The 25,685-nt window shown below is 61.6% G+C and carries 21 protein-coding genes; 11 read left to right on the top strand and 10 right to left on the bottom strand.

What is annotated here, in order from left to right:
- Positions 1–63: 63 nt before the first annotated feature.
- The 4 genes from GGD53_RS07840 to GGD53_RS07825 all read right to left on the bottom strand — a co-directional run bounded on the left by GGD53_RS07840 (position 64) and on the right by GGD53_RS07825 (position 5,006).
- Positions 64–1,116, bottom strand: coding sequence for a sugar phosphate isomerase/epimerase family protein (locus tag GGD53_RS07840; protein ID WP_088396187.1), 1,053 nt, complete (start codon positions 1,114–1,116; stop codon positions 64–66).
- A gap of 247 nt (positions 1,117–1,363) precedes the next feature.
- A complete protein-coding gene (locus GGD53_RS07835; RefSeq protein ID WP_011426857.1) occupies positions 1,364–2,311 on the bottom strand; it encodes a substrate-binding domain-containing protein in 948 nt (315 codons plus the stop codon).
- Positions 2,312–2,397: 86 nt separating this feature from the next.
- Positions 2,398–3,402: an ABC transporter permease gene (locus GGD53_RS07830; RefSeq protein ID WP_184454926.1), complete on the bottom strand. Its 1,005-nt coding sequence runs from the start codon at positions 3,400–3,402 to the stop codon at positions 2,398–2,400.
- Between the two features lie 77 nt (positions 3,403–3,479).
- The gene (locus GGD53_RS07825) at positions 3,480–5,006 is read right to left on the bottom strand and encodes a sugar ABC transporter ATP-binding protein (protein ID WP_184454925.1); all 1,527 of its coding nucleotides are present in this window, start codon (positions 5,004–5,006) and stop codon (positions 3,480–3,482) included.
- 258 nt (positions 5,007–5,264) lie between these two features.
- Here GGD53_RS07825 and GGD53_RS07820 point away from each other — a divergent pair, with 258 nt between their 5' ends.
- Positions 5,265–6,296 (top strand): LacI family DNA-binding transcriptional regulator, encoded by a 1,032-nt coding sequence (locus GGD53_RS07820; RefSeq protein ID WP_097597195.1) that lies wholly within the window; start codon positions 5,265–5,267, stop codon positions 6,294–6,296.
- A gap of 56 nt (positions 6,297–6,352) precedes the next feature.
- Here GGD53_RS07820 and xylA read toward each other — a convergent pair whose 3' ends face one another.
- The 5 genes from xylA to GGD53_RS07795 form a co-directional block, all read right to left on the bottom strand.
- Positions 6,353–7,663 carry a xylose isomerase gene (gene xylA, locus GGD53_RS07815; protein ID WP_184454924.1) on the bottom strand — a complete coding sequence of 437 codons (1,311 nt, stop codon included), beginning with the start codon at positions 7,661–7,663 and terminating at the stop codon, positions 6,353–6,355.
- Between the two features lie 182 nt (positions 7,664–7,845).
- On the bottom strand, positions 7,846–9,300 hold the full coding sequence (gene xylB, locus GGD53_RS07810) for a xylulokinase (protein WP_184454923.1): 1,455 nt from the start codon (positions 9,298–9,300) through the stop codon (positions 7,846–7,848).
- Positions 9,301–9,320: 20 nt separating this feature from the next.
- Positions 9,321–10,343 carry a LacI family DNA-binding transcriptional regulator gene (locus GGD53_RS07805; RefSeq protein WP_184454922.1) on the bottom strand — a complete coding sequence of 341 codons (1,023 nt, stop codon included), beginning with the start codon at positions 10,341–10,343 and terminating at the stop codon, positions 9,321–9,323.
- Between the two features lie 206 nt (positions 10,344–10,549).
- On the bottom strand, positions 10,550–12,151 hold the full coding sequence (locus GGD53_RS07800; RefSeq protein ID WP_184454921.1) for a DHA2 family efflux MFS transporter permease subunit: 1,602 nt from the start codon (positions 12,149–12,151) through the stop codon (positions 10,550–10,552).
- A gap of 44 nt (positions 12,152–12,195) precedes the next feature.
- Positions 12,196–13,407 carry an HlyD family secretion protein gene (locus GGD53_RS07795; RefSeq protein ID WP_184454920.1) on the bottom strand — a complete coding sequence of 404 codons (1,212 nt, stop codon included), beginning with the start codon at positions 13,405–13,407 and terminating at the stop codon, positions 12,196–12,198.
- A gap of 150 nt (positions 13,408–13,557) precedes the next feature.
- On the opposite strand from GGD53_RS07795, the gene GGD53_RS07790 reads away from it, so the two are divergent.
- From GGD53_RS07790 to lysS, 5 genes are all read left to right on the top strand, one after another.
- Entirely contained in the window at positions 13,558–14,238 is a 681-nt protein-coding gene (locus GGD53_RS07790) for a TetR/AcrR family transcriptional regulator (RefSeq protein WP_184454919.1), read from the top strand.
- A 107-nt stretch (positions 14,239–14,345) separates the two neighbouring features.
- Entirely contained in the window at positions 14,346–15,182 is an 837-nt protein-coding gene (locus GGD53_RS07785; RefSeq protein WP_184454918.1) for an AraC family transcriptional regulator, read from the top strand.
- A 219-nt stretch (positions 15,183–15,401) separates the two neighbouring features.
- Complete coding sequence (locus GGD53_RS07780) at positions 15,402–16,151, top strand: TerC family protein (protein WP_184454917.1); 750 nt, start codon at positions 15,402–15,404, stop codon at positions 16,149–16,151.
- 242 nt (positions 16,152–16,393) lie between these two features.
- Positions 16,394–17,860 (top strand): glutamate--tRNA ligase, encoded by a 1,467-nt coding sequence (gltX, locus tag GGD53_RS07775; RefSeq protein ID WP_184454916.1) that lies wholly within the window; start codon positions 16,394–16,396, stop codon positions 17,858–17,860.
- Between the two features lie 182 nt (positions 17,861–18,042).
- Entirely contained in the window at positions 18,043–19,536 is a 1,494-nt protein-coding gene (gene lysS, locus GGD53_RS07770) for a lysine--tRNA ligase (RefSeq protein ID WP_184454915.1), read from the top strand.
- 64 nt (positions 19,537–19,600) lie between these two features.
- Here lysS and GGD53_RS07765 read toward each other — a convergent pair whose 3' ends face one another.
- Positions 19,601–20,341, bottom strand: coding sequence for a hypothetical protein (locus GGD53_RS07765; RefSeq protein ID WP_184454914.1), 741 nt, complete (start codon positions 20,339–20,341; stop codon positions 19,601–19,603).
- A 178-nt stretch (positions 20,342–20,519) separates the two neighbouring features.
- Between GGD53_RS07765 and GGD53_RS07760 the strand changes: the two genes are divergently transcribed.
- The 5 genes from GGD53_RS07760 to GGD53_RS07740 all read left to right on the top strand — a co-directional run bounded on the left by GGD53_RS07760 (position 20,520) and on the right by GGD53_RS07740 (position 25,673).
- Positions 20,520–21,428, top strand: a complete 909-nt coding sequence (locus GGD53_RS07760; RefSeq protein WP_184455137.1) for a LysR family transcriptional regulator — start codon at positions 20,520–20,522, stop codon at positions 21,426–21,428.
- A 119-nt stretch (positions 21,429–21,547) separates the two neighbouring features.
- Positions 21,548–22,708, top strand: a complete 1,161-nt coding sequence (locus tag GGD53_RS07755; RefSeq protein WP_184455136.1) for an ABC transporter substrate-binding protein — start codon at positions 21,548–21,550, stop codon at positions 22,706–22,708.
- 217 nt (positions 22,709–22,925) lie between these two features.
- On the top strand, positions 22,926–23,912 hold the full coding sequence (locus GGD53_RS07750; RefSeq protein ID WP_184454913.1) for an ABC transporter ATP-binding protein: 987 nt from the start codon (positions 22,926–22,928) through the stop codon (positions 23,910–23,912).
- On the top strand, positions 23,909–24,871 hold the full coding sequence (locus GGD53_RS07745) for an ABC transporter permease (RefSeq protein WP_184454912.1): 963 nt from the start codon (positions 23,909–23,911) through the stop codon (positions 24,869–24,871). The genes GGD53_RS07750 and GGD53_RS07745 overlap by 4 nt, the downstream gene beginning before the upstream one ends.
- A complete protein-coding gene (locus GGD53_RS07740) occupies positions 24,861–25,673 on the top strand; it encodes an ABC transporter permease (RefSeq protein ID WP_184454911.1) in 813 nt (270 codons plus the stop codon). Before GGD53_RS07745 ends, GGD53_RS07740 begins: the two co-directional genes overlap by 11 nt.
- Positions 25,674–25,685 lie beyond the last annotated feature (12 nt).

The following is a 25,685-nucleotide window of genomic DNA, read 5'->3' as shown; positions in this document are numbered from 1 at the left end:
CCTCTCCCCGTCAAAACGGGGAGAGGGTTAGGGTGAGGGGCAGCCTCACGGCACGCCTTTCATTTAAAGTCCGAGCATCCGCCGATTGGCCGCCTGATCGGTGCCGCTACCGGCAAAATCGTCGAAGGCCTTTTCCGTGACGCGGATGATATGCGCGGCAACGAATTCCGCCCCCTCGCGGGCGCCGTCCTCAGGATGCTTCAGCGCGCATTCCCATTCGACCACGGCCCAGCCATCGAAATTATTGGCCGTCATCTTCGAGAAGACCGCACCGAAATCGACCTGACCGTCACCGAGCGATCGGAAGCGACCGGCGCGTTCCACCCAGCCCTGATAGCCACCGTAGACGCCCTGGCGCCCGGTCGGATTGAACTCAGCATCCTTGACGTGGAACATCTTGATGCGGTCCTTGTAGATGTCGATGTTCTCGAGATAGTCGAGGCATTGCAGGATGTAATGCGAGGGATCGTAGAGCATGTTGGCGCGCGGATGGTTCTTCACCCGCTCCAGGAACATCTCGAAGGTGATGCCGTCATGCAGGTCCTCGCCCGGATGGATCTCGTAGCAGACATCGATGCCGTTCTCATCGGCATGGTTGAGGATCGGCGTCCAGCGGCGGGCAAGCTCGTCGAAGGCGGTCTCCACCAGACCGGCGGGACGCTGCGGCCAGGGATAGATGAAAGGCCAGGCAAGCGCGCCGGAGAAGGTCGCATGCGCCTTGAGGCCGAGATTTTTCGATGCGGTCAGCGCCATCTTGACCTGCTCGACCGCCCATTCCTGACGGGCTTTCGGATTGCCGCGCACCTCGGGCGCCGCAAAGCCGTCGAATGCTTCGTCATAGGCGGGGTGAACGGCAACCAGCTGACCTTGCAGATGGGTCGAAAGCTCGGTGATTTCGATGCCGTTTTCACGAGCCTTGCCGGCGAACTCGTCGCAATAATCCTTGGAGGTCGCGGCCTTCTTCAGATCGATCAGCTGGCTCGCCCAGGTCGGAACCTGAACGCCCTTGTAACCGATGTCGGCCGCCCATTTGGTGATCGCGTCCCAGGAATTGAAAGGCGCGGTATCGCCCGCGAACTGGCCAAGGAAAAGGCCCGGGCCCTTGATCGTCTTCATGTCAGATTCCTCCCTGAATATCGACCGTAAACGTTTCTGAAGAACTTGTAGCACGCATTTCGGCGGGGGCAAGGTGCCTCCTCGCACTTGCCGCCGGATTTGGCGCGAGGCCAGATGCGGTATGGCTGCGACCTAATCATGATGGGCCGTGGCGGGCAAGAGGTACGTGCAGCATTTCGCCGTCCGCCACGTGAGGCATAAAAATGCGCCCATCCTTGCGAATGGGCGCACCCTCTTGACCGGGTGATCAGAACGGAGAATCCGGGAAGTAGAAGTTCTTGGCATTCTCCTTGGTGACGAGCGTCGCGTCGAGGATGTAGTTGCCGTGAACGGGAACCTGGTCGTAGAGCGCCGCCGCCGTCAACTCCATTGCCGTACCGACCATCGCCGGCGGATAGAGAACGTCGACCGGGATCAGCTTGTCGCCATCCATGACCTTCTTGACCATGTCCTTGGAGCCGGCGCCGGCGACGACATACTGAATGTCGGTGCGCTTGGCCTGCTCGATCGCCTGAAGAACGCCGACGGCCATATCATCGTCCTGGCACCAGACGACGTCGATCTTCGGGTACTTCGTCAGATAGTCCTGCATCACCTTGAAGGCGTCGTCGCGGTTCCAGTTGCCATACTGGCGGTCGAGAACCTTGACCTTGGAGCCGGCAATACCCTTGTCGAAGCCGTCCTGGCGCTGCTGATCGATCGGGATCGGCAGACCGCGGATAACGACAACTTCGGCTTCCGGCGTCTTTTCGGCAATATATTTGCCAGCGACTTCACCGAGTGCAGGGTTGTTGCCGGCAACGTAAAGATCGCGCACGGAATTGTCGTTATTCGACGGCGCGCGGTCGACAAGCGCGACGAACTTGCCCTTGTCCTTGACCTCCTTGATGGCGTTGACGAGCGGATCCGGATCCGACGGCAGGATGACGAGTGCATCGATGCCTTGCGTATCGAGGTCCTGCACGGCGTTTGCCTGCGTCGCGGCATCCGGCGAGGTCTTGACGATGACGTTCAGGCCCGGATGTTCCGCCATCAGCTTCTTGGCGATACGCTCGGCATGGAACACGACGCCGGAGGTCCAGCCGTGATCGGCGGCCGGAATGGACACACCGATCGTGTAGTTCTTGTCCTGGGCATAGGCTGCACCGGCAAAAGCCACCCCCGCAACCGCCAGACCCAACATGAGCTTGCGCATGCTATTTCCTCCCAAAAATATCAGGGACTTGTCCAATCCGAGCCGGGTGCCCTGTCAAGCCCGGCCAATCCGAGAAGTTCTTTGCCTTAGGATTTGCGAACCAGCGACCGCTGCACCAGCATGGCGATGATGATGATTGCACCCTGGATCGCGCCGATGAGATATTCGCTGATGAAGTTCGAAAGCAGCATGATGTTGCCGACGAGTTCGAGAATGAAGGCGCCGCAGATGGTGCCCCAGACCCGGCCTGCGCCACCCTTGAGAGCCGTGCCGCCGACGACGACGGCGGTAATGGCCTGCAGCTCCCACAGGATGCCGGTCGTTGCCGAGGTGGATCCGAGACGCGGCACATAGAGCAGCACGGCAATCGCCACACAGAGGCCCTGGATGACGAAGGCAATGGTGCGCACGCGGTTGACGGCAATGCCCGAATAGCGCGCGACGTCACTGTTCGAACCGACAGCCACGACATGGCGGCCGTAACGGGTGCGGTAGAGGATGAAGGCTGCAATCGCGGTGACGACGAGGATCACGGCGATCGGCACGGGAATGCCGAGAATATTGCCGAAATAGGCCGGACGGTAGAGCGTCTGGATTTCACTCGAGCGCAAGGTGATCGCGCCGCCCTGCGACAGCCAGGTGGTCAGGCCGCGATAAATGCCCATTGTGCCGAGTGTGGCGATGAAAGGCTCGATCTTGCCGACGGTGGTGATGAGGCCGTTTGCGAGGCCGCAAAGAGCCCCCGCAATCACCGTAAACACCACCGCGGCCGTCAGCATCAGCACCGGATCGGCAATGACGCCCGAATTGATGAGCAGGATCATCAGGCTGGCGACGAAGGCGACCATCGAGCCGACGGAAAGGTCGAGATCTCCGGCCGAGATCACGAAGGTGGCGCCGACCGCGATAATGGCGATGAAAGCGCAGCGTGTCGCGACGTTGGCAAGATTGGTGATGCCGATGAAATTCGGGTTGACCAGTGCGCCGACAATCAGGAGCAAGGCCAAGGCGGCAAACGGTGCAACCGCGCGCAGATCAACGTCACGCCAGGACCTGCGCCGGATCGCCCTGGTCTCCTCGTTAGCGCTCATGTCCAAAACCAACCTCCCGTCCCAGTTCGTCTGGGTATCCTATCTATTGTGCGCGTCGGCGAAATCTCGCTCCGCCCTCACGCAGCCACCTTCTTTTTGAGCCCGGCGGCGTAACGCATGATCTCCTGCTCGGAAATCTCGTCGCCCTCGAGCACGCCGACGATTCGTCCTTCGCGCATCACGGCCACTCTCGTGCAGAGCCCGATGACTTCGGGCATTTCCGACGAAACGACGATGATTGACCGGCCGTCCCGGGCGAGCGCCGAAATGAAATGATAGATCTGCTGCTTGGTGCCGACATCGATGCCGCGCGTCGGCTCGTCGATGATGATGATGTCAGGATCGGTCTCCATGACCTTGGCGAGCAGCAGCTTCTGCTGGTTTCCGCCCGACATGCGGCCGGCGACGATGTTGGTGTCGCGAACCCTGATGTCGAAGCGGCGCTTGGCTTTCGCCAGTGCGGCCGCCTCGCTGTTCGGGCTGAGATAGCCGTGGCGCGAATGTCTTCCGAGCGATTGCAGCGTCAGATTGGTCGCCATGCCGGAGCGCAGCAGCAGACCCTTCGACTTGCGGTCCTTGGTCATATAGGCAAGACCGCAGCGATTGGCCGCATGCACATCGCCGGAGGGGACCGCTTGCCCCTTGATGACCACCTCGCCCTCGAGGCGGGGCCGCAGTCCGGCAATCGCCTCCATCAACTCGGTACGGCCGGAGCCGATCAGGCCGGAAAAACCGATGATCTCGCCCTTGCGCACTTCGAAGCTCGCATCCCTGACATAGCCTGTTGAAACCGAGGCGATGCTGAGGACGACCTCCTCGTCGACATCGGGTTCGACTTTGGCGGGATAGAGGCTGGAAAGTTCGCGGCCGACCATCAGCTGTGCGATCGATTCCCCGTCGAGAATGGAGGTCGGCGACGTCTTGATCCACTGGCCGTCGCGCAGCACCGTCACCCGATCGGTCAGCTCCATCACCTCGTCGAGCTTGTGGGACACGAAGACGAAGCTCGTGCCTTGGTCGCGCAGCTTGCGGACCTGCTTGAACAGCATATTGGTCTCTTCCCGCGACAACACGGCGGTCGGCTCATCCATGAACACGACGCGCGCATCGCGGCTGATCGCCTTGGCGATCTCGACCATTTGCTTGTCGGCGATGGAAAGCGTGCTGATCAAAGCATTCTCATCGACATGCGAACCGAGCACGTCGAGAACCTTGCGCGTCTCGGCGCGCATATATTTGCGGTCGAGCACGCCGAGATGCGTGACTTCGCGACCGAGGAAAAGACTCTCCGTCACGGTCAGATGGTCGGCGAGGTTGAATTCCTGATGGATGATGACAATGCCGAGCGCTTCCGCGGCACCATTCGGCGGCAGCACCACAGGCTTGCCGTCGAGCAGGATTTCGCCGGAACTCGGCTGTTCGAAACCTGAAAGCACCTTGACGAGCGTCGATTTGCCGGCGCCGTTTTCGCCCATGAGCGCATGGATTTCGCCGGCGCGGAGATCGAAGTTGACGCTGAAGAGGACCTGCACGCCGCTGAAGGATTTGCATATGCGCCTGGCGGACAGCACCACGGGTGCGGTGTCGGCGATCTCCACGGTCATTATGCCCTCCCCCTAGAGCGCCGCACTCCGGCAACGCTCCGTTTTGAACTAGCGCACATTTTCCTTCTGAAAACCGCCTCAGGCTCTCAAACAGGCACGCGCATGCGGCTCCCGTCCGCTTCGAGCCTTATGTAAACCTTTACATCGGGCATGTAAAGGTTTACATCGTGGATTAACACAGATGAGTTGACGCTTGCCTTTGACCTCTCGACAAGTCTGTGTAGTGTCGCGGCGAAGACAGCCTTAAGGCAGAGCCCAGTGTCGAATTCCACGCCCGCAACAATCGAAGACGTCGCCCGGATCGCAGAGGTTTCCATCGCGACGGTTTCCCGGGCGATCCACACGCCGGAGAAGGTCGCCAACTCGACACGGCTCAAAGTCAACCAGGCGATCGCCATCACCGGCTATACGACCAATGCCATGGCGCGCAGCCTGCGGCTCGGCCGCTCCAACATGATCCTGGTGGTGGCGCCCGATATCGGCGATCCCAATTTTTCCAATATTCTCGTCGGACTGGAGAACGAGGCCCGCGCCCACGGCTACGGCGTCCTGATCGGCCACACCCAGAATGATGCCCAGCGCGGCCTGGAATATCTGAAATTCTTCAACTCCAACCAGGCGGCCGGACTGATCCTCTTCACTGGCATCCTGCCTTTCGGTCACCAGACCATGACGGCGCGGCTGCCGCCGAGCGTCGGGGTTTTCGAACCGGTCTTCAACGGCGGCATTCCCTATGTCGGTGTCGACGATACCGAAGGCGCTCGGAAAGCGGTGGACCTGCTGCTGGCCGAAGGCCATCGCAAGATCGCCTTCATCGGCGATTCCCGCACCCGGCTCGCCTATACCAGGCGCCGCATGGGGTACGACGCTGGTCTTGACGCTGCCGGCGTTCCGCCCGACTTGCGGATCGTGCTCGAGGGCGACGGCACGATCGAAAGCGGACGGCATGCGGTCGAGCAGCTTTTCATGCGCGACACGCTTCCCACAGCCTTCATGTGCGTGAACGACCAGACGGCGATCGGCGTCATGATCGGGCTCGGCGCGCGAGGCTATGATATTCCGCGGGATTTCTCAGTAACCGGCTTCGACGACGTGCCGCAGGCGGTCTTCATATCGCCGTCGCTGACGACGATCCGCCAGCCGAGAACGGCGATCGGCAAGCAGGCGATGGCGCTGCTATTGGAACTTCTGTCCGACGGCCAGCCGGCCGAGACGGAGATCCTGCTGAGGCCGGATCTCGTGGTGCGAAACTCCGTCTCCGCACCGTCGCGCAACTGGTTGAAGCGCTGAACGGAGAATAATCCAGGAGGGTGGCGCCGGCGACCGCTGGCCGCCGGCGCGCTTTATCAGACGTAACGGTTGACGATGTTTTCGAGCAGTTCCTGCTTGCCGGATTTCGGTTGCGGGTTGACGTCCTTGCTCTCGACCCAGTTGGTGATCTCATCCAGCGAATACTCGCCGCGGAAGAGCTTCTGCGCCTCGGCCGTTTCCCAACCGGCGTAGCGGTCGGCGAGCGGCTGCGACAGAGCCTTGTCCTCGATCATCTTGGCAGCCGCCTTCAGGCCGCGGGCGCAGCAATCCATGCCGCCGATATGACCGATCAAGAGGTCTGCCGGGTCGAGTGACTGGCGGCGCAGCTTCGCGTCGAAGTTGGTGCCGCCGGTCTTGAAGCCGCCGCCTGCCAGAACGTGGTAATAGGCAAGCGCCATTTCCGGAACATTGTTCGGGAACTGGTCGGTGTCCCAGCCGGACTGGTAGTCGTTGCGGTTCATGTCGATCGAGCCAAAGATGCCGAGCGCATTGGCGAGCGCCAGCTCATGCTCGAAGGAGTGGCCGGCGAGGATCGCATGGCCCTGCTCGATATTGAGCTTCACCTCGTTTTCGAGACCGTGCTTCTTGAGGAAGCCGTAGACGGTCGCGACGTCGTAATCATACTGATGCTTGGTAGGCTCCTGCGGCTTCGGCTCGATCAGGATCGTGCCCTTGAAGCCGATCTTGTGCTTATATTCGACGACGAGGTTGAGGAAACGGCCGAGCTGGTCGAGCTCGCGCTTGAGATCGGTGTTGAGCAGCGTCTCGTAGCCTTCGCGGCCGCCCCAGAGCACGTAGTTCTCGCCGCCGAGCTTCTGCGTGGCGTCGATGCAGGTCTTGACCGTCGCGGCGGCGAAAGCAAAGACGTCTGGATCGGGGTTGGTCGCCGCACCCGACATGTAGCGGCGGTTGGAGAACAGGTTCGCCGTACCCCAGAGCAGCTTGGTGCCGGTCGCCGCCTGCTTCTCGGCGAAATAATCGACGATCTCATTCAGGTTCCTGGTGTTCTCGGCAAAGTTCTTGCCCTCCGGGCGCACGTCGGCGTCATGGAAGCAGTAGTAGGGAGCACCCAGCAGCAAGAAGAATTCGAAAGCGACATCGGCCTTGAGTTTGGCCGCCTTCATCGTATCTTCGAACCAGGGACGCAGGAAGGTTTGGCCGCCGAAGGGATCGCCGCCCGGCCAGGTGAAGGTGTGCCAGTAGGCTACCGCAAAACGCAGATGGTCTTCCATGCGCTTGCCGAGGACGATCTCGTCCGGCTTGTAATAGCGGAAGGCCAGCGGATTGGTGCTGTCCGGGCCCTCATATTTGATCTTCTGGATATCGCCGAAAAATCCGGTGCTCATGTTTACGGTCTCCTTGGGTTCGTATTTCAGTCTTATCGTTCGTGCCACCAGCCCCCTCACCCGACCCTTCGGGCCACCTTCTCCCCCAGGGGAGAAGGGGAACGAGGCGCCGCAACGAGTCTCTTCTCCCCAGCGGGGAGAAGGTGCCGGCAGGCGGATGAGGGGCCCGCCGGCTCCAGTTCTCAATGCGCCAGCGACTTGATCGCCGGATAGAGCGCGCGATAGCGCTTGTAGGCGTCCTCGTAAGCGCCCTTCAGCGCCGCGACCGGTTCGATCGTGCCTGCCGTCATTGGCGGCGTGCAGACGGCGATCGGATCCGCACCCGTCGCCGCGATCAGACCGAGACGGGCAGCGCCGAAGGCCGCGCCGAAATCGCCGTCGGCAGGCAAGTCGACAGGGACGCCGAGCGCGGTGGCGATCGATGCCAGCCAGTAGTGCGAGCGCGAACCGCCGCCGATTGCCGTCACGCGCGCGATGCCGGTGCCGGCCGAACGCAACGCTTCGAGATTGTCGCGGATGGCGAACGCCACACCCTCCAGAACGGCCTGGGTGAGAACGACGCGACTGCTCTCATGTCCGAGGCCGATGAAGGCGCCGCGGATGACGGCGTCATTGTGCGGAGTGCGCTCGCCGGAGAGATAGGGCAGGAAGGTGACGCCGGAAGGCGCCTTCAGCGTCTCACCGAGTTCGCCTGTGAGATCGGCGGCCGATTTGCCGGTCACACCGGAATGCCAGTTGAGCGCATCGGTGGCCGAGAGGATGACGCCCATCTGATGCCAGGTGTTCGGCAGCGCATGGCAGAAGGCATGCACGGCGCTTTCCGGCTTCGGTAGATAGGAGCCGTTGGCGGCAAAAAGCACGCCCGAGGTGCCGAGCGAGACGAAGGCCGCGCCATCGCTGACCGTGCCCATGCCGCAGGCCGAGGCTGCATTATCGCCCGCGCCGCCGGCAACGACGACCGAGCCTGATATGCCCCACTGGGCCGCGAGTTCGGACCGCAGTCTGCCGGCCTGATCGGTCCCTTCGACAAGCGCCGGCATCTGCTCCCTGGAAAGGCCGGTGGCGGCAAGCAGTTCGGACGACCAGCCGCGCTTGCCGGTATCGAGCCAGGAGGTGCCTGCCGAATCCGACATTTCGGAAATATATTCGCCGGTCAGCCAGAGACGCAGATAATCCTTCGGCAGCAGCACCTTGGCGACCTTCGCGAAAATCTCAGGCTCATGCTTCCTGACCCAGGCGAGCTTGGGCGCCGTAAAGCCGGGAAACACGATATTGCCGGTCAGCGCCCGGAAACGCGGGTCGGCGTCGAGTGCGGCGGCTTCGACGTAGCTGCGTGTATCGTTCCAGAGAATGCAGGGCCGCAATACCTTGTCGCTCGCATCGATCAGCGTGGCGCCGTGCATCTGGCCGGAAAGGCCGATGCCCTTGACTGCGGCAAATTCCTTTGGATGTTTCGCCTTGAGGCCGGCGACGGCCTCCTCGGTCGCGCGCACCCAGTGAGCCGGTTCCTGTTCCGACCAGCCGGAATGCGGGCGCGAGACGTCGAGCGCACCGTTGGCCGAACCGACGATCTTCTGGTCGCCGTCGATCAGCATCGCCTTGACGCCGGAGGTTCCGAGATCGAGACCGAGATACATGTGGCATTCTCCCCTTGCCGTTACGGCAGATTGTCCTTCAGGAATATGTCGAGGCGGATACGCTCCTGCGCTTCGATGACGGCGAGCCCGTCCGCCTTGGCCTTCAGCACCCGGATGGCGCTGCGCACCTCGTGACCGGCATTCTGATTGAGGATCGCATCAATCGTGTTGTCGATGAGCGCCGCTCGGGTGTGGGCGGTCAGTTCGTGGGCAATGACCGTCAGCGTCCGGTCGACGGCCTTCTCCTTCAGCGCCCGGATAAGGCCGCGATTGCCGGCGCCGAGACTATAGACGCCGACAATGTCGGCATTCCCAAGTGCCTTCGCGACGAGCATATGGGCGATCTCCGGATCGTCGCGGCCTTCCAGAACCGGAAGGATCGCAAGATCGGGAAACTCCTCTGCCATGACTGAAGTGAACCCTTCCAGCCGCTCGCGATGGTCGCGCACCAGCATGGAGCCGGCGAGCACGGCGATCTTGCCCTTTCGCGGCCCGAGGAACCGGCCGAGCAGACGGGCCGCCGTGCGGCCTGCCGCAATATTGTCGACGCCGGCGTAGTGATGGCGCAGCGATCCGGTAAGATCGGACACCAACGTGACGATGGGAAAGCCCGCATGCACCAGTCTGTCGACGACGGCACGCACCTCAGGCGCATCAGTCGCAACCATTGCGATGCCGCAAGGCTTTTCGCGGGAAAGCCCTTCGAGCACGCCGACGAGAGCGGCCGGATCGAAGGCAGGCACCTCGATGGCGCGAATATCGGTGCGTTCGGCAGGTGAGCGGAGGATGGCTTGCCGGATTTCGGCGTTGAGCCCGTGCATGAAAGAATTGTCACTGGCCGGCAGGATGAAGACCAGCGGATAGGTGCGACCCTTGGCGAGATTGGCGGCTGCGACGTCCCTGACATAACCGAGTTCGCGGATTGCGGTCTCGACCTTCTCCCGCGTGACGTGACGCACACCAGGACGCTGATTGAGCACCCGGTCGACGGTCGCGAGACTGACGCCCGCCGCAGCGGCGATATCGTGAACAGTTGGCCTCATCGTTCCTCCTGACGAGACCATTAGCGCCAAATTTGATGTACGTAAATCAAAAAAACCAGCGGGGCGATTTGCGCATTATGTTTCCGGTCTTGCCGGCCGCTGGCATCAATTCGATGAGCGATCGCCCACCTGATGACACGGAGGCTGGAAAACCGCAACAAAAAGGCCCTCCGGAGAGGGCCTTTTCGAGGGACGGGGGCCGGAGGTCAGTGGCCGCCGCCACCTCCTCCGCCGCCTTGCGGCGCGGGTTTCTTGATCATGGTGACACCGAGGATCATCGCAACGAACAGCGCGGTCAGGATCAGGAACACATCGCTGAAAGACAGGATGACCGCCTGCTTGGTGGCGAGGCCAACCATCTGCTTGATCGCGACCGAAGTGCCGTCCATGCCGTAACTGTTGAAATTGGCGGCCATGTTGTTCATCTGGTCGATCGCCGCCGGATTGCCCCAGTCCATATTCTCCCGCAGCCGCTCGTAATGCACATCCTGCCGGCTGGTGAGCACAGTGTTGATGACCGCAAGACCGACGGCGCCGCCAAGGTTTCTGGTCAGGTTGAACAGGCCGGACGCGCCGCGGATGCGCGACGGCGGCATCGTGCCGAGCGCGATGTTGTTGATCGGCACCATGCACATCATCAGCCCGAAACCGCGCAGGATCTGCGGGATGAAGAGCTCGTAGAAATCCCAATCCGCCGTCAGGTGGATCATGATGTATGTGCCGGCGGCGAAGCTGATGAAACCGATCACCATCATCAGGCGCAGGTCCATCTTGGTCGACAGCCGCCCGGCGATCGGCGCGGTGAAGAACATCGCAAGCCCGGAGACGAACATCGTCTCGCCGATCATCAGCGAATCATAGCCGCGGATACGGCCGAGATAGACGGGGTAGATATAGGTAAGGCCGTAGAGGCCGATGCCCATGACGAAGGAAAACACCGAGCCGAAGGAGAAATTCCGGTTCGCAAAAGCCTTCAGGTCGACGACGGGAAACTCCATCGTGAAGGCGCGGTAGAAGAAGACGATGGCCGCGGCGCCGGAGGCGACGGCAGCCAGCGCGATGGAATTGTCGTTGAACCAATCGTTCGAGTTGCCCTCTTCGAGCACATATTCCAGCGCGCCGAGGAAGACGCCCATCGAGATCAGCCCCCACCAGTCGAACTTCTTGAAGAGCGACAGTTCCGGCTTGTCGAAGTCGATGAAGTTCCAGGTAACCAGCGTGACGATGATGCCCGGAACGATATTGACGAGGAACAGCCAGTGCCAGGAAAAGGCATGGCTGAGATAGCCGCCGACGGTCGGGCCGATGGTCGGCGCCAGCGTCGCGATCAGGCCGATGATCGGCGAGACGATGCTGCGCTTCGACGGCGGAAAGATTGTGAAGGCGGCCGCGAAAACCGACGGGATCATGCCGCCGCCGATGAAACCCTGGATGGCACGGTAGACGATCATCTGGTCGATATTCGTCGCCGTCGCCGCAAGCGCACTCGCCATGGTGAAGCCGGCGGCCGAGATCGCGAAGAGATAGCGCGTCGAGATGATGCGCGCCAGCGTTCCCGAAAGCGGGATCATGATCACTTCCGCGATCAGATAGGCCGTCTGCACCCAGCCGATTTCGTCGGAACCGGCCGACAGGCCGGCCTGAATTTCGGCAAGCGAAGCAGAGACGATCTGAATGTCGAGGATCGACATGAACATGCCGAGCACCATCGCGAAGAAGGCGATGAGCTTCCTCGGATCCATGCGATCCGCGGCGTGGGCAGGCACCGCCGGCATCGTTCCCGCTGTTGCTGTCGCGCTCCCGGCCATCGGACCACCTCCGCCTTTCCTTTTGCTGGAATTGCTCCGAAGGTTTACTTGTTCGGTGCCGTGCGGGTATCGACGTCGACGACGACGCTGAGGCCCGCGCGCAGACGCCCGCTGTCGAGCGCATCCTGCGGCAGCGCAATGCGCACCGGCACGCGCTGGATCACCTTGGTGAAGTTGCCCGTCGCATTTTCCGGCGGCAGCAGCGAAAAGACCGAACCGGAGGCCGGCGAGATCGATTCGACGGTACCGACGATCGGATGGTCGTCATAGGCATCGACATGGACGTTGACCTTCGAGCCTGGAACGAGATGCTGAATCTGCGTTTCCTTGAAATTGGCGTCGATATAAAGCTGGCGCACCGGAACGAGCGCCATCAGGCGCTGGCCGGGCGAGACCAGATCGCCTTCCTGGACGGAACGATTGCCGACGATGCCGTCATAGGGTGCCTTGAGCACGGTGAAGGAGAGGTCGCGCGCGGCCTTGTCGCGCTGGATTTCCAGCGTGCGGACGGAACCTTCCGCTTCCCTACGTTGGGCTTCGAGGATGGCGATATTGGCCTGCGCCGCTACGATATTGGCGTCACCGCCGGCAAGATTGGCCTTGGCCTGATCGAGTGCCGTATTGGCGTCATCGAGATCCGCGGTGGTGCCGACCGACTTTGCCTGCAGGTCGCTCTGGCGCTTCTGCTTGATTTCCGCGCCACGCACCGTGGCTTCGAGGGCAGTCTTCTGGGCCTGGGCCTGCACGAGGCTCGCCTTGGCGCCTTCAATCTGCGCATCAATACGGCTTAGCGAAAGCTGCTCGGTCGAGATCTGGGCATTCGCCTGATCGAGGGCATTCTGGTAGTCGCCGTTATCAAGGGTAGCAAGAACGTCGCCTGCCTTGACTTCCTGGTTGGCGACAACATTCACCTTCGCGACATAGCCGGTAACCTTCGGCGAGATGGTCGCGATATCGCCTTCGATATAGGCGTCGTCGGTCGACACCATGAACCGGCCGTTCATCCACCATTCGTATCCATACCAGCCGCCGCCCGCAAGCAGGGCAAGCACGACGATCGGCAGCACCGGGCTGCGGCGCTTCTTCGCCGCAGGGGGAGCAACCGGGGCCTGGGCCGGCGCCGACTGCGCGGGAGCAGCCGGCTTTTCCAGCGCTTCCGCCGTCGGAGCCTCGGCAACGACCGTGACCTTCGCCTCTTCGGCTTCGGCGTTTTCGCTGACGATACGCGCGACGTTGCTCTTCTGATTGCTCGACATGGCCACTTTACCGATCTTGGAGTAATAATCGAACTGAACGGTTCGGTTCAGTTGACATAAACCTGTTTTATCGTCATATCAAGATGTACAGAACCAATCGGTTCGATTTCTTTAAAGAAAGCACGAAACCGTGAACACGGTTAAGGAGATATGACGCTAAAGCCCGACCATGCCGCCGTCTTCAGCCCACCCGTTGGAGGAGGCCGATTTGCCGCTGGCGAAGATCCGGCAAAACGCCAGCAAATTCTTGCCGGCGCCAAGCGCGTCTTCATGAAGATGGGCTTCGACGCCGCCAGTATGAACGACGTGACGCGTGAGGCCGGAGTCTCCAAGGGAACGCTCTACGTCTATTTCACCAACAAGGAAGAGCTGTTTTCGGCGATGATCGAGAACGAGCGCGCCGCTTTCATGGCGGCCGTGCGCACGGCGCTTGCCGAGCATGACGACCCCGAATCCGGCCTGTACGAATTCGGGATAAGCTTCGTCACCCACATGACCGATGAAAAGGTCATCAGCGCGATGCGCACCGTTCTCGGCGTTCGCGACCGCATGCCGGTGCTCTGTCAACGCTTCTTCAAAGGCCCGGTAAACCTGCGCACCATCATGCGCGAGTTTTTGGAACAGCATATCGCCGGAGGCCGACTCGAGATCGACGACATCGATCTTGCCGCCGGCCAGTTTCTCGATCTTGCCAGCGGCAGCTTCTTCAAGCTCCGTCTGTTCGGCAGCATGGAAGAACCGCCGACTCGCGAGGAAATCGACCGCGTCATCCGCGGTGCGATCAAGGTCTTCATGGCAGCCTACGGCGTGCGCCGGCACGAGACTGCCTAACCCCGCATCCTTGACTGCCGCTCTCCTTCGACCAAAACTCCGCAAGAACGATCAAACCCGGCTGCCGGCTTTTCTCTAAGGAAGAAGCCGCAACCAGGGGAATGAAGATGAACGCCATCGCACGGGCGATCTGGTTCATAGAGAGCCATTTCGAAAGCGATATATCGCTGGAAGAGATATCGGAAGCAGCCGGATTGTCGCGCTATCATCTGTCGCGCATCTTCGGGCTCGTCACCGGCCACTCGATCAGCAGTTACATGAGAGGACGGCGCCTTAGCCGCGCCGTGCCTGCATTGGTCAGCGGCTCGTCCACCATTCTCGAGGTTGCGCTTTGCGCGGGCTACGGCTCGCACGAAGCTTTCACCCGTGCCTTCCGCGACCAGTTCGGCATGACGCCGGATGCTGTGCGCAGACAGGGGCACGCCCGTAACCTTGTTTTACTGGAGCCGATCCGAATGGATACCGACCACCTCAACGCCCTCGAACCACCCCGTTTCGAGACTCTTCAACCAATGCTCTTTGCAGGCCTGGAGGAGATCTACCCTTATGGCGACAATGCCGCCATCCCCTCGCTTTGGCAGAAGTTCAATACCCATTTCGGGCATATTCCCGGCCAGAAAGGCAATGTCGCCTATGGCATCTGCCGGCATATCGGCGAGGAGGAGAAATTCCGCTACATGGCCGCAGCCGAAATTTCCGATGCCGGCGACCTGCCCGCGGATTTTACGACGCTCAAGCTTCCGGGACAGCGCTACGCCGTCTTCACCCATCGCGGCCATGTCTCCGGCATTTCCCTGACTATGCACCGGATTTTCGGCACATGGTGGCCAACGTCGGGCCTGGAACATGGCGAGACACCTGACATGTTCGAACGTTACGACGAGCGCTTCGATCCTTATACCGGCATGGGCGTCACCGAAATCTGGCTGCCGATCAGAGCATGATGCCGAAAGGTGTGAGCGGTTTTCGGGCGACATCATGCTTTAACTCTTTAATTTGGAACAGGATTCAAATTTAAGGCCGACCCGGTCTTAAATCATCCTGCTCTAGGGAATAAAAGTCATATCAGTTTCGTATACCGGCTTGTGGCGCTTGTCTGGCAGGCAGGCGCCATTACATTGCGCGCGTCGTTTCATCATGTGACGCAAAGAGGGTATAGGCTGATGCAGGAAATCATGACGCTCATTCAGGACCCGGCCGCCTGGGTGGCGCTCATCACACTGGTGGTGATGGAAGTCGTTCTCGGGATCGACAACCTGATCTTCATTTCCATTCTCACCAACAAACTGCCGCCCGAGCATCGCGAGAAAGCCCGCCGGATCGGCATCGGCCTTGCCCTCGTCATGCGCCTGGCGCTGCTCGGCACAGTCGCCTGGATCGTCCAGCTGACCGAACCGCTGTTTACGGCCTTCGGGCACGGCTTCTCCTGGAAGGATCTCATCCTTATCGCCGGCGGCCTGTTCCTCGTCTGGAAAGCCACCAAGGAAATTCACCACACGGTCGACCCGGTGGATCATCAGGAGGATTTCATCGCGAAGTCCGCCACGACGGGCTTTGCATCGGCGATCGGCCAGATCCTGCTGCTTGACCTGGTCTTCTCCGTCGACAGCATCATCACCGCCGTCGGCATGACGCCGCATCTGCCGATCATGGTGATCGCCGTCATCGCCGCCGTCACCGTCATGCTGGTTGCCGCGACCCCGCTCGCCAATTTCATCGAGAGAAATCCGACGATCGTCATGCTGGCGCTCGCCTTCCTGCTGATGATCGGCACGACGCTGATCGCCGAAGGCATGGGCTTCCACGTGCCGAAGGGCTACGTCTACGCCGCCATGGCCTTCTCGGCGCTGGTTGAGGTGCTGAACATGTTCGCACGCAACGCCCGCAAGCGCAAACGCGAAGGCGCGCATTGAGGCTGATACGGGAGGGCGCGCCGCATTGGCGCATCCTCTCAGCGCCGGCAAGCCGTTGCGGACGCGGTTTTTCTTGACGCGCCCGGTTGAATATGGCCTAAGGCCAGCCGAACGGACGATCGGCGAATGGTGCGGGCGAATGCCCTTTTTCGGCCGGTTTGCCGATGAAGATATCTGCATCCTTCCGGCCGAACCTCGCTTTCCCGTGAAAGCAGTCCGGCATTCATTGACGGGCACATACAATGACAAATTCCGGGACAGCTTCCGGCGTCCGCGTCCGCATCGCTCCCTCGCCGACCGGCGAGCCGCATGTCGGCACCGCTTATATCGCTCTCTTCAACTACCTCTTCGCCAAGAAGCACGGTGGCGAGTTCATCCTGCGCATCGAAGATACCGATGCCACGCGCTCGACCCCGGAATTCGAGACGAAGGTGCTGGACGCGCTGAAATGGTGCGGGCTGGAATGGAAGGAAGGTCCCGATATCGGCGGCCCCTACGGCCCCTATCGCCAGTCCGACCGCAAGCCGATGTATCAGCCCTATGCACAGGAGCTGCTGGACAATGGCCATGCCTTCCGCTGTTTCTGCACGCCCGCGCGGTTGGAACAGATGCGCGAGGCGCAGCGCGCCGCCGGCAAGCCGCCGAAATATGATGGCCACTGCCTCAACCTGACGGCGGAAGAGGTGACGTTACGCATGGCGGCGGGCGAAGCCTCGGTCATCCGCATGAAGATCCCGGCCGAGGGCTCCTGCGACTTTACCGACGGCGTCTACGGCGACGTGTCCATTCCGTGGGATTCCGTCGACATGCAGGTGCTGATCAAGGCCGACGGCATGCCGACCTATCACATGGCCAACGTCATCGACGACCATCTGATGAAAATCACCCATGTGGCGCGTGGCGAGGAATGGCTGGCTTCCGTGCCGAAACACATCCTGCTCTATCGCTATTTCGGCTGGGAGCAGCCGGTCTTCATGCATCTGTCGCTGATGCGCAATGCCGACAAGTCGAAGCTGTCGAAGCGCAAGAACCCGACCTCGATCTCCTACTATTCCGCGCTCGGTTATATCCCCGAAGCGCTGATGAACTTCCTCGGCCTGTTCTTCATGCAGATCGCCGAGGGCGAAGAGCTGCTGACGATGGAAGAACTGTCCGAAAAGTTCGATCCGGAAAACCTCTCCAAAGCAGGCGCGATCTTCGATATCCAGAAGCTCGACTGGCTGAACGGCCGCTGGATCCGTGAAAAGCTCTCCGAAGAGGAGTTCCAGGCGCGCGTACTGACCTGGGCGACGGAAAACGATCGTCTGATGGCTGGTCTACGTCTGTCGCAGACGCGCATTTCCAAGCTTGGCGAGCTACCCGATCTCGCCAGCTTCCTGCTGAAATCCGATCTCGGCCTGCAGCCGTCCGACTTCGCCAAGATCAAGTCGACGCCGGAAGAGATCCTGGAGATCCTCAACACCGTCCAGCCGGATCTCGAAAAGATCCTGGAATGGAACGTCGAGACGATCGAGGCGGAACTGCGCGCGATCTCCGACCGCATGGGCAAGAAGCTGAAGGTCGTGGTGGCACCCCTCTTCGTCGCCGTCTCCGGCTCGTCGCGTTCGCTGCCGCTCTTCGATTCCATGGCGATCCTCGGCCGCTCCGTCGTGCGCCAGCGCCTGAAGCTCGCCGCACAGGCGGTCGCCGCCCTCGTCGGCTCGAAATGACAGTGGAAGCCCCTCCCCCTTGTGGGGAGGGGTTGGGGAGGGGCTTTTCCCCAGAAAACCCCTCCCCTCCGCTTCGCTCCGACCCTCCCCACAAGGGGAAGAGTTAGCGCGGAGCCAGACGCCGCGCTTCAAGCAGCAAACGCTGATTTTTAGAGTTCATGCCCATCGACGAGGCAAAAGACATGAGTGACAAGACCGAAAACACCCTTTCCTCCGACGCGACCGAGGTGCGCGCCCAGAAGCTGAAGCTGCTGCGCGAGCAGATCGGCGACGTCTATCCGGCGCATTTTCATCGCACCCTGACCAATGCTGAGCTCGGCGCGAAATACGAGGGCCTGGAACCCGATGTCGAGACGCAGGACATCGTCACCGTCGCCGGCCGGGTCTATTCCTCGCGCAACTCGGGCATGTTCATGGATATCCATGACTCCTCCGGCAAGATCCAGATCTTCTCGCACAAGGACGTCACCGGCGAGGAAGCCCGCGCCCTGCTGCCGATGATCGACATCGGCGACATCATCGGTGTTACCGGCATCGTGCGCCGCACCAAGCGCGGCGAGTTGACGATCAACGCCCAGAAGATCGAGATGCTGACGAAGTCGCTGCTGCCGATGCCCGAGAAGTGGCACGGTCTCTCCGACATCGAGCTGCGTTACCGCAAGCGCCATCTCGACATCATGACCAATGAGGATTCGAAGCTGCGCTTCCAGCAGCGCTCGAAGATCGTTTCCGGCATCCGCCGTTTCATGGAAAATGACGGCTTCATGGAAGTCGAGACGCCGATGCTGCAATCGATCTATGGCGGCGCCACCGCCGAGCCGTTCAAGACGCATCACAACACGCTGAAGCTCGACATGTACCTGCGCATCGCGCCGGAACTGTTCCTGAAGCGCACGCTGGTCTCGGGCCTCACCGACAAGGTCTTCGAGATCAACCGCAACTTCCGCAACGAAGGCGTCTCCACCCGGCACAATCCTGAATTCACCATGATGGAATGTTACTGGGCCTATGCCGATTACGAGGACATGATGGACCTCGTCGAACGGCTGTTCGAGACCCTGGCGCTCTCCATCCATGGCACGACGGAATTCGACTTCGTCGACAAGCGGCTCTCCTTCAAGGGTCCGTTCAAGCGCGTTCCGATGCCTGACGCCGTCAAGGAAGCCACCGGTATCGACTTCCTGGCGATGAAGACCGACGAAGAAGCCCGTGATGCCGCCAAGGCTGCCGGTTTCGAAGTCGAGAAGGATTGGACCTGGGGCGAATGCCTCGCCTTCATCTTCGAGGAGAAGGTCGAAGCCACACTGATCCAACCCTCTCACGTCACGCATTTCCCGAAGGACATCTCACCCTTTGCAAAGGAAGTGCCGGGCGAGCCGCGACTTGTCGAACGCTTCGAGACCTATTGCAACGCCTGGGAACTCGGCAATGCCTTCTCGGAACTCAACGATCCCGAGGAACAGCGCCGCCGCATGGTCGAGCAGCTGGAACAGGCGCATGCCCGCGGCGAAAAGGAAAAGCAGCTGGACGACGAATTCCTCGATGCGATCGACCAGGGCATGCCGCCGGCCGGTGGCCTCGGCATCGGCGTCGACCGCTTGATCATGCTTCTGACCAACGCTCCGTCGATCCGCGACGTCATCCTCTTCCCGGCCCGCCGCAGCAAGGCCGACTAACAGGAAAGACGAAGACTGATCAAGGCGGAGTGCCGGTCGGCGCTCCGCTTTTTCATGTGCCTGTTCAGTGGACCTTGGCGGCTTCCGCTGGCGGCTCTTCGGCCGGCGCCTCGGCCACCACATCGGCGGCGTTGCCCTCGGCGGCAGGCGCCGCTTCGGTTTCGGCCGCCGGCGCTGCGCCATGAGCGCCGCCCTCAGCCTTCTTGCCCGTCTCCTCGTTCTTGGTCGAGGCGACGGCGACCGGATCGACGCAATCCTCCGGATCCTTGAAGCCAGCGCTGATCATCGCGATCTCATCGGCCGGCAGTTCGATACGCTCGCCGAAGAACAACCCATTTTCGCTGGCCTTGCCGTCATAGTAGCGTGCCGTATAGGGCTTGTCGTCGAGGCCGGGAACGGTCCTGTCGGGATGCGGGATGTAGACGACGTCGGCCCCGATCGCGCGGCCGCGTATATCGGCGCGCAGCGTCGGACCGTTCTCATCGAGCACCACCACCTGGACCAGATCCGGTTTCTGCGCGGCATAGACGGCCTGGGCGACCCGCAGCGCGGTCCGGACACGCGTCATGCCATCGGTCGGTTCGGTCTTGATGTATTTCCGCACCCAAACATGGTCCTGTTTCCTGATCGTCACCAGATTGACGTCGCTGCATTCGAGCCCGTACGCCCGGTGGGAGGCACCGATCAGCCTGTCCTTGCCGACATAGACGGCCGCGCCGCCGGAAACGCCCGCCAGAAGCGCGACTCCGCCGATGATGATTGCCAATTTCCGGGAAGGCCGGAATATGCGCAGTAAGGCCTTCACGCCAACTGCTCCGCCATCTCAAACTCCAACGCAGGACAGGTGCCGAGAATGCTAGGGAAATGACGTTTCCGAAAGTTTAAGTGAACAAGCCAAGCCCGCCCCATTTTGAAAAAGACCAAAAAAGGTCCACCTTTTTCAGCCGCTTGCCACCGCGCATCCCACCATGCTCTATACGCCCATGGCCTTCACGCTCCGCCAGATCCAATATTTCGTGGCCGTCGCCGAACAAGGTTCGGTGACACGCGCCGCGCAGAACCTGTCGATCTCGCAGTCCTCGGTGACGGAAGCGCTGAAGGAGCTGGAAACCGATCTTGGCGTCGAATTGTTCGAGCGCCATCCGCGCGGCCTGACGATCACCCACAACGGACATCAGTTCCTCCGGCACGCGACCAAGATTCTCGCCTCCGTCTCCGATGCGCGAACCAGCTTCGCCGGCCAGCGGAGTGCTCTCTCCGGCACGTTGAACATCGGCGTCACCTCGCTTGTCGCCGGCTACGTTCTCTCCGATCTGCTGGCGCGATACCGGCGCGCCTGTCCGGGCATCGAGGTCAGCGCCATCGAGGACAATGGCGGCTATCTCGAACATCTCCTGGTCGGCGGCGAACTCGATGTGGCCGTCATGGTGATATCCAATCTGCGCGACCGCATGGCGCTGCAGGCCGAAATCCTCGAAACCTCGCCCTATCGCCTCTGGCTGCCGATGGGCCATCCGCTGGTGTCGGCCGACATCATCTCCGTCGCCGATATCGCCCGCGAACCGCTGATCATGCTAACGGTCGACGAGATCGAGGAGAATACCGGCAAGCTGCTCTCCGCACTCGGCGCCCGCCCGCATGTCGCCTTCCGCACCCGCTCCGTCGAAGCGGTGCGCAGCCTGGTCGCCACGGGCGCCGGCGTGGCGCTGCTTCCCGATCTCGTCTACCGACCTTGGTCGCTCGAAGGCGATCGCATCGAGAGCCGCGACGTCTCCGGCTCGCTGCCGGTCGTCCAAGTCGGCATGGTCTGGCGCAAGGGCTCCAGCCTGCCGCAGGCGGCGCGCGATTTCGTCGGCATTGCCGAAACCATGCGGTCCGGCCGGCTTCGTTGATATCGGATTTTCCGATATCGCCTTTCTGATAAATGAATTTGCGAAACCGGGCTTTTCGCGTCACCTTTTCAGCCGGGAACAAATTGCCACAGAAGTGGCACCAAACCGGGAGACGGATGATGACGAATCTCTTGAAATCCTGCACGGCAGCGCTCGCCTGCCTGAGCTTCGCGACACAGGTGGTCGCCGCCGAACCGCTGAAGGCCTTGGGCAAGGGCGAAGGCGCGGTCAGCATCGTCGCCTGGGCCGGCTATATCGAACGCGGCGAAACCGACAAGAATTACGACTGGGTCACCGGCTTCGAAAAGGAGACCGGCTGCAAGGTTTCCGTTAAGACTGCCGCCACGTCCGATGAAATGGTGTCGCTGATGAACGAAGGGGGCTTCGATCTCGTCACCGCATCCGGCGACGCATCGCTCCGCCTCATCGCCGGCAAGCGCGTCCAGCCGATCAATACCGATCTGGTCCCGAGCTTCAAAAATGTCGACAAGCGCCTGCAGGACGGCCCGTGGTACACGGTCGGCGGCGTGCATTATGGCGTGCCCTATCTCTGGGGGCCGAACGTGCTGATGTACAATACCGATGTCTTCAAGGACAAGGCGCCGACCAGCTGGGCCGTCGTCTTCGAGGAACAGACCCTGCCCGACGGCAAGTCGAACAAGGGCCGCGTCCAGGCCTATGACGGCGCGATCTATATCGCCGATGCAGCCATGTATCTGATGGCCCACAAGCCGGATCTCGGCATCAAGGACCCGTACGAACTGACCGAAGACCAGTACAAGGCGGCCCTCGATCTGCTGCGCGGCCAGCGCAAGCTCGTCTCGCGCTACTGGCACGACGCGATGATCCAGATCGACGACTTCAAGAACGAAGGCGTCGTCGCCTCCGGCTCCTGGCCCTTCCAGGTCAACCTGCTCCAGGCCGACAAGCAGAAGATCGCCTCCACCTTCCCGGATGAAGGCGTCACCGGCTGGGCCGACACGACCATGCTGCACGCCGACAGCGAACATCCGAACTGCGCCTATATGTGGATGGAACATTCGCTGCAGGCCAAGGTCCAGGGCGACGCCGCCGCCTGGTTCGGCGCCGTGCCCTCCGTTCCCGCCGCCTGCAAGGGCAACGAGCTGATGGGCGATACCGGCTGCGCCACCAACGGTTTCGATCACTTCGACAAGATCAAGTTCTGGAAAACCCCGGTCGCCAAATGCGCCACGCAGAGCGAATGCGTGCCCTATCACCGCTGGGTGTCGGATTACATCGGTGTGATCGGCGGGCGGTGAGCCAATTCCGCTCGTATCCGTAAGGTCCCCTCCCCAACCCCTCCCCACAAGGGGGAGGGACTAAGAGTGGCACCGGCCGAATCCTGCCGAAACACCAAGGTATTTGCGAAAGGGTGCGGCAGATTAAGCCCCTCCCCCTTGTGGGGAGGGGTTTGGGGCGGGGTCTTTATTGGCCAGGACCAAGCCCTCTCTAAACATGCAAGACCCGGAGTCCCCCATGACGTCAGCCGTCCGTTTCCAACAGGTATCGCGCCATTTCGGCCAGGTTCGCGCCGTCGACGGCGTCGATCTGGAGATCGCGCCCGGCGAGTTCTTCGCCATGCTCGGGCCGTCCGGTTCCGGCAAGACGACGTGCCTCAGATTGATCGCCGGCTTCGAGCAGCCGACATCAGGCCACATCCAGATTTTCGGCGAGACGGCCGACGGCGTTCCGCCATACCGCCGCAACGTCAACACCGTATTCCAGGACTACGCGCTCTTCCCGCATCTCAACATCCTCGACAACGTCGCTTATGGGCTGATGGTCAAGGGCATCGGCAAGGCAGAGCGGATGAAGGCTGCGAACGATGCCCTCGAACTCGTCAAGCTGCCGGGTTATGGCGCTCGCCGACCCGGCCAATTGTCCGGCGGTCAGCGGCAGCGCGTGGCGCTCGCCCGCGCCCTCGTCAACAAGCCGAAAGTGCTGCTGCTCGATGAGCCGCTCGGTGCGCTGGACCTGAAGCTGCGCGAGCAGATGCAGGAGGAATTGAAGAGCCTGCAGCGCACGCTCGGCATCACCTTCGTCTTCGTCACCCATGATCAGGGCGAAGCGCTGTCGATGGCCGATCGCGTCGCGGTCTTCAACAATGGCAATATCGTCCAGCACGGCACGCCGCAGGATATCTATCGTTGCCCGAAAACCCGCTTCGTCGCCGATTTCGTCGGCTCGTCCAATGTGATCGCGCCTGATCTGATGGCCGCGCTCGGCGGCGAGAAACGCTGGGCGAGCCTGCGCCCCGAGGCGATCCGGCTGGCAAGCGACGGCATCGAGGCGAAGGTCGAGCATGCGAGCTTCCTCGGCGCCGCCACCCGCCTCAGCGTCGACCTCAGGGGCTGCCGGCTGCATGTCACGCTGCCGGCAGGTACGCCTGTGCCGGATGTCGGCGACGGCATCCACCTCGCCTGGCAGGCAGCCGATATCCACTACATGGACGATGCGGCATGACGGCACTCATCATCTCCGATGGCAGGACATCGATCCTTCCGGGACGCAGCGGCGTCTTCGGCCGGCTGTCGGACGCCTTCTGGCGACACCCGAAGCTGCTGCTCTTCCTGATGCTGGCTCCGCCCCTGCTCTGGCTCGGCATCATCTATATCGGCTCGCTGATCGCCCTGCTTCTGCAGAGCTTCTTCTCGATCGACGATTTCTCCGGACTGGTAAATTACGAATTCACGCTCTCGACCTACGCCCAGCTTCTGAGCCCAACAAATTTCGACATCATCACCCGCACCGTCATGATGGCCGCGCTCGTCACCATCGCTTCTGCATTGATCGCCTTCCCGATCGCCTATTACGCGGCGCGTTATGCGCAGGGCAAATGGAAGGTGCTGTTCTATCTCGGCGTCATGCTGCCGCTCTGGTCGAGCTATCTCGTCAAGATCTACGCCTGGAAGCTGATCCTCGCCAAGGAAGGCATCCTGACCTGGATCTTCGAACAGCTGCATCTCTCCTGGCTTCTCGACGGCGTCCTGAACCTGCCGGTCGTCGGCGGCAATTCGCTTTCGGTCAGCTATCTCGGCACCTTCATCGTCTTCGTCTATATCTGGCTGCCCTACATGATCCTGCCGACGCAGGCGGCCCTCGAGCGTGTGCCACGCAACCTGATCGAGGCCTCAGCGGATCTCGGCGCCACGCCGCGCCAGACGTTCCGCACCGTGCTGCTGCCCCTGGCGCTGCCGGGCATCGTCGCCGGCTCGATCTTCACCTTCTCGCTGACACTCGGCGATTACATCATCCCGCAGATCATCGGCTCTTCCAGGCTGTTCATCGGCCAGGCCGTCTATGCGCAGCAGGGAACGGCCGGCAACGTGCCGCTGGCGGCCGCCTTCTCGGTCGTGCCGATCGTCATCATGGCGCTTTATCTGTCGCTTGCCAAAAGACTGGGGGCCTTCGATGCGCTCTGACCTCAAGACATCGCCGCTGCCGCTGAAGATCGCCGCCGCAGGCGGGCTGCTCTTCCTGCACCTGCCGATCCTGCTGATCTTCGTCTATGCCTTCACGACCGAGGAGAAGAGTTATCAGTGGCCGCCGCCCGGGCTGACACTGCAATGGTTCGCCATTGCCTGGAACCGGCCTGATGTCTGGTCGGCGCTCGGCCTCTCCGTGCAGGTCGCCGTCATCGCCACCGCGATCGCGCTCGTTCTCGGCACGCTTTGCGCGGCCGCCGTCAGCCAGACGAAATTCTTCGGCCGCGAGGCGATCTCGCTGCTGGTCATCCTGCCGATCGCCCTTCCCGGCATCATCACCGGCATTGCGCTGCGCTCCGCCTTCAGCCTCTTCGACATTCCGTTCTCGGTCTGGACCATCGTGCTCGGCCACGCCACTTTCTGCGTGGTGGTCGTCTACAACAACGCCGTCGCCCGCTTCCGCCGCACCTCCGGCTCGCTGATCGAGGCCTCGATGGACCTCGGCGCCGACGGCTTCCAGACCTTCCGCCATGTCATCCTGCCGAATATCGGCACCGCCCTGCTTGCCGGCGGCATGCTCGCTTTTGCCCTGTCCTTCGACGAGGTCATCGTCACCACCTTCACCGGCGGCCAGCAATCGACGCTGCCGATCTGGATGCTCGAAGAACTCATCCGCCCGCGCCAGCGCCCCGTCACCAATGTGGTCGCCATGGTCGTGGTGCTCGTCACCTTCCTGCCGATCCTGGCAGCCTATTACCTCACCCGCGACGGCGACCAGATCGCCGGCGCCGGCAAATAACAGGGAGAACAT

Origin of the sequence: Rhizobium aethiopicum (assembly GCF_014197535.1) — a bacterium.
GTDB lineage: Bacteria > Pseudomonadota > Alphaproteobacteria > Rhizobiales > Rhizobiaceae > Rhizobium > Rhizobium aethiopicum_A.
Note: the sequence above shows the minus strand (reverse complement) of the source record. Positions and strands in the feature narration are given on the sequence as shown.